At 35.2% G+C, this 3779-nt stretch carries 3 protein-coding genes; 2 read left to right on the forward strand and 1 reads right to left on the reverse strand.

The window, feature by feature from the left end:
• The first annotated feature begins 304 nt into the window (after positions 1–304).
• Both QZN27_RS09665 and QZN27_RS09670 read left to right on the forward strand, forming a co-directional pair.
• Positions 305–1036, forward strand: a complete 732-nt coding sequence (locus QZN27_RS09665) for an ADP-ribosylglycohydrolase family protein (RefSeq protein WP_296786979.1) — start codon at positions 305–307, stop codon at positions 1034–1036.
• A gap of 51 nt (positions 1037–1087) precedes the next feature.
• Positions 1088–2599, forward strand: a complete 1512-nt coding sequence (locus tag QZN27_RS09670; protein ID WP_296786983.1) for a putative glycoside hydrolase — start codon at positions 1088–1090, stop codon at positions 2597–2599.
• A 66-nt stretch (positions 2600–2665) separates the two neighbouring features.
• On the opposite strand, the gene QZN27_RS09675 is transcribed toward QZN27_RS09670, so the two are convergent.
• Complete coding sequence (locus tag QZN27_RS09675; protein ID WP_296786986.1) at positions 2666–3598, reverse strand: TrmB family transcriptional regulator; 933 nt, start codon at positions 3596–3598, stop codon at positions 2666–2668.
• Between the last annotated feature and the right edge of the window lie 181 nt (positions 3599–3779).

Genomic DNA, 3779 nt, shown 5'->3' on the forward strand with positions numbered 1-3779 from the left:
GAAATTTCTATATATCAAAGTAACATGTTTGAATTATCTTATCAAGGAAATGAATTTTCAATGATTTGAAGAAATGCGATATAGAAATTTCTTTGTTTTGTGATAATAGCTGGTATTATCACAATTAAGTTTCAATCTCATATTATATACATTTTTGCTTTGATTCAAGAGCAATTTGATAAGATAAAAGCAATATTTTCAGCTCAGGTAAATCTTGCGAAGTAAAATCAATTTTACGTACTTTAAACAATTTTCTAATAGTGTAACAGTATCTTATTAATATATTAAAATCAAATCTATAGTTATGAAAGGAATTATTGGTGCAATTAGTGGGGATGTAATTGGGTCCGTATATGAGCACAGGCCAATCAAAACAAAGGAATTTGATTTGTTTAGCTATTGTGAAGACAAGACTTCAAAGGATGTTTTGATTAAAAATCTTAAATATTTTGGAAACAGGTATCCTAATGCGGGTTATGGGGGCATGTTTTATCGCTGGCTGGATCAGGACTCCCCTGAGCCTTACGGCAGCTGGGCAAACGGGTCCGCAATGAGGGTTTCTCCCTGTGCATGGGTAGCAGATTCTCTGGAGGAAGCTCAGGAGTTGGCCAAAACTTCAGCTATCGTTACCCACAACCATCCTGATGGGGTAATAGGGGCACTTGCAACCTCAGATGCAATCTATCTTGCAAGAATCGGCGCAAGCAAGGATGAAATAAGGGAGCATATTGAAGTGAGATATGACTATAATTTGTCCTTATCTCTGGATGAGATTCGACCAAGCTATAAATTTGAAATATCATGTAAGAAAAGTGTGCCTGAGTCCATTATATGCTTTTTGGAAGCCAAAGACTTTGAAGACACCATTAGAAATGCCATTTCTCTTGGAGGTGATGCAGATACGCAGGCGGCAATTGCAGGCAGTATAGCATCTGCATATTGGGATGTGCCTGATGATATCTATGATGAAACAGTAGACTGCCTGGATCATTTCCTTTTGAACACTTTAATGGATTTTGAAGACAAATTCATGTAGCACAACCTTTAAATACTCTAAAAATATAATTTATTAAAAGGATGTGAATACATGAAAAACAGAATAATATTCAGTTTTATTATTCTTTTAACATTATTTTTATCTGTTTCTGCGATATCGGCAAGTGAAAATGTCACTTGTGATAATTTAACTGCAGTTGATGAGGATTTTGATGAGTTATCTTCAGCGGAAGACACTCCAACTCCTGATGAAGGGAATAAATCCTCAACAGAGATTTCTGCTAGTGATAAAACATCTTATGTCGATTATCAGGACACTTTTACGATAAAATTGACTTCTAATGGAACTGCATTAGCAGATAAGCCAATTACAATAATTTTGGATAATGTAACTTATAATAAAACTACTGATTCAAATGGGGAAGCGATTCTCGATTTTAAACTGAAGGTCGGTACCTATCAGATTGCTTATTTCTTTGATGGGGATGGCAATTACACCTCATCCAACGGAACTTCAACAATTACAGTAAAATCTGAAATCAAGACTTCCTTAAATCTCATTGATAAAACCAATAACCACTGCGAAGGGGTAAAATCAGTTTTCCATCTGAGATTAGTTGATGTTTATGGAAATCCTATTTCCGGCAAGACCGTTAAAATCAAAGTGGGCAGCAAAACCTACAGTGCAAAAACCGATTCCAACGGCATTGCAAAATTTTATATCTCTCTTAAGAAAGGGGAAAACCTTATTTATTATTACTTCTCCGAAGACGGGCAATATGTGGCATCATCCGGCACATCAAAGATAGTCGTCAAATCCAAATTGGATAAGGGAAACGGCTATTGGGTTAACAAGTGGGATATGAAGAAGGTAAACCTTAAAAAGCTTGCCAAAAAAGGAACAAAACACATATTCCTGCTACACACAGTTTTTAAGAAGTACGGAAAAAAATCGGTCTTAAAATGGATTAAAAAGGCACATAAGTATGGAATGAAAGTTCATATGTGGATTTGTGCATTTTATAATGGCGGATATGTTCTTCCTTGCAATAAAAAAGGTCATTTTAACTATAAACAAATGAATAAGGTAATCAAGAAATCCAAATATTATGCCCAGTTCAAGGAGATTGATGGAATACACTTTGATTATACCAGATTTCCGGGAAATGCATATAAATATAAAAATGCAGTCAAGGCTGTCAATTACTTTATAGAAAAAGCATGTTCATCCATTAGGGATGTGCGTCCTGGAATCATCATTTCTTCTGCAGTGATGCCCGAACCAAACGACATGAAGCATTATTATGCTCAGGATATCTCCACAATGTCCAAGCATCTGGATGTACTTGTCCCGATGGTTTACAAAGGAAATTATCATGCAGGCGATAAATGGATTAAAAAGACCACCAAGGCTTTTGTGAAAAAATCCAAGGGTGCTCAGATATGGACCGGTTTGCAAAGCTATAAATCCGATTCCAATATCAAGAAATTATCATATAAGGCACTGTTTAAGGATGCAAAATATTCCCTTAAAGGTGGAGCAACCGGTGTCATGATCTTCAGATGGGGTTTGTCCGCTTTGCTGAACTTCAAAAAATTATAGGGTTTTTTAACTCTTTTTCTTTTTTTCTTTTCAAGAATTTTAAATATCATTCTAATCATATTTTAATTATAGAGTTATTTTAGGTGATATCATGGATGACAAGGAAAAAGTAATAGAAGCATTCAGAAGTTCCGATGAACCGTTAAATGCAAAAAAAGTCAGTGAAATATCTGGCGTTGACAAAAAGGAAGTCGACAAAATCATGAAGGATTTGAAAAAGGATGAAACAATAGTTTCTCCTAAAAGATGTCCCAATTGGTTCATAAACCTTTCATCATAGTTTCTTGCAACATCCTCGTACTTGTTCCAGATGCCGATGGCGGTTTCAGGGATAACATTACGCTTGTCCTCACTGAACTTGGTATAGGTATGCATCATTTCCTTTGAATCTGATATCAGAACTTTAACAAAGGGGATGTCCGCCTTTTTAATGGAAATTCCTTCTTCCTTAAACATTTTAATGATGTTAATTTCTTCATTGTTGATGTAGCATATCGGTGAAGCCAGTATATTCACTTTCAAGTTTCGTCTTTTTTCAAATGCATTAATCAATGCTTCTCCTTCCCCTTCAAATAAAAATCCTATTCTCATGTTAATTGTGTTTTTAGCCCTTTGTATGATTTCCACTTCCTGGTTGATGATCTTTTCAACACCGTATATTCTCCATATCGGGGCCTGAACCTGACTCATTCCATTTTCATAGATATTTGTCAGTCTGGTGATCGTATCTTCAATTTGTGAATCGATTTTTTCTTTTTCACGGCTTAAAACCTCAACCGGTGATTTGACAATGTAGGTCAATGGCCTTCCGTCTTCAACTTCGATGAAATCTTTTTCGTTCAGCTTCTTCAACACATCATATATTTTGCTGCGAGGAATGCCTGAGTTTTTTGATACTTCATCGGCACTCCCTTTAATTAATGAAGTGAGCGTTACATATGCTTGAGCCTCATACATTGTCAACCCAATTCCCTTTAGTGTAGCTATATTCTCGTCCATGTTTATTGTTATTTAGTTAATACTATATAAATTTGTTACTTTTAACCCTTAAAAAGTTACAAAATCTTTATATATGCTTCAGAGGTAACCTATAATTAACAATAAAATGAGGTAATTATTATGTCTGACGGATTAGATATGTTTTGTTATCAATGTTCCCAAACCGCTAAGGGAACAGGAT

Source organism: uncultured Methanobrevibacter sp. (genome assembly GCF_900316895.1).
In the GTDB taxonomy this organism is placed as follows: Archaea; Methanobacteriota; Methanobacteria; order Methanobacteriales; family Methanobacteriaceae; genus Methanocatella.

Bases quoted from the DNA above. Each gene is read 5' to 3' on its own strand.
- QZN27_RS09665 (WP_296786979.1), top strand. From the start codon at position 305: ATGAAAGGAATTATTGGTGCAATTAGTGGGGATGTAATTGGGTCCGTA.
- QZN27_RS09670 (WP_296786983.1), top strand. From the start codon at position 1,088: ATGAAAAACAGAATAATATTCAGTTTTATTATTCTTTTAACATTATTT.
- QZN27_RS09675 (WP_296786986.1), bottom strand. From the start codon at position 3,598: ATGGACGAGAATATAGCTACACTAAAGGGAATTGGGTTGACAATGTAT.